The sequence below is a fragment of the Paenarthrobacter sp. CM16 genome, assembly GCF_013179505.1.
GTDB lineage: Bacteria > Actinomycetota > Actinomycetes > Actinomycetales > Micrococcaceae > Arthrobacter.
The window spans coordinates 1-1,006 of the sequence record NZ_JABMCX010000571.1 but is presented as its reverse complement, the minus strand read 5'-3'; the positions used below and the strand labels follow the sequence as shown (position 1 = coordinate 1,006).

The following is a 1,006-nucleotide window of genomic DNA, read 5'->3' as shown; positions in this document are numbered from 1 at the left end:
ACCGTACAGACGCCGGACGCATGTCCGATCCGAACTGGTGGCGCCAAGCGGCCGTCTATCAGATCTACCCGCGCAGCTTCTACGATGCGAACGGTGACGGGCTCGGTGACCTCAAGGGCGTCACGGCCAAAGTCCCGTATTTGAAGGAGCTGGGGATCGACGCCGTCTGGCTGAGCCCGTTCTATCCTTCCGCGCTCGCGGATGGCGGCTACGACGTGGATGACTACCGCAATGTGGACCCGAAGCTGGGTACCCTGGAGGACTTCGACGAGATGGCCGCAGCCCTGCATGCCGCCGGCATCAAGATCGTGGTGGACATCGTTCCCAACCACTCCTCGGACCGTCATGAGTGGTTCAAGGAAGCCCTGGCCTCGCCCAAGGGCTCAGCGGCACGCGAGCGCTACATCTTCCGTGACGGTCGGGGCGAAAACGGGGAACTGCCGCCGTCGGACTGGGACTCCGTGTTCGGTGGACCCATCTGGGACCGGATCACCGAGCCCGATGGCACGCCCGGACAGTGGTACATGCACATCTTTGCCAAGGAGCAGCCGGACTTCAACTGGGAGAACCCGGAGATCAGGGAAGACTTCCTGAAGACCCTGCGCTTCTGGTCGGATCGGGGCGTGGACGGTTTCCGCATCGATGTAGCCCATGGCATGGCCAAGGACCTTTCCGAGCCGTTGCCCATGAAGGCTGACTTGGAAGCCAAAGCCCATGGCACGGACGGTTTCACGGACGGTTCACACCCGTTCTGGGACCGTGACGAGGTGCATGAGGTTTACGCCGAGTGGCGCAAGCTCTTCAACGAGTACAACCCGCCGCGCACCGCCGTCGCCGAGGCCTGGGTCCACGAGTCACGGCGCTCCCGTTACGCCAGCCCCGAGGGACTGGGCCAGGCGTTCAACTTTGACCTCCTGCAGTCGGACTACGACGCCGGGTCGTTCCGGAAGATCATCACGGACAACCTCGTGGCTGCCAAGGAATCGGGGGCCTCCTCCACGTGGGT

Annotated in this window: 1 protein-coding gene; it reads left to right on the top strand. The window is 63.5% G+C overall.

Features of this window, described 5'->3' with window-relative positions; all coding sequences use genetic code 11:
- Nucleotides 1–20: 20 nt before the first annotated feature.
- Nucleotides 21–1,006 (top strand): alpha-amylase family glycosyl hydrolase (locus HP499_RS24560; RefSeq protein WP_375154272.1); only part of this gene is annotated, 986 nt, incomplete at its 3' end.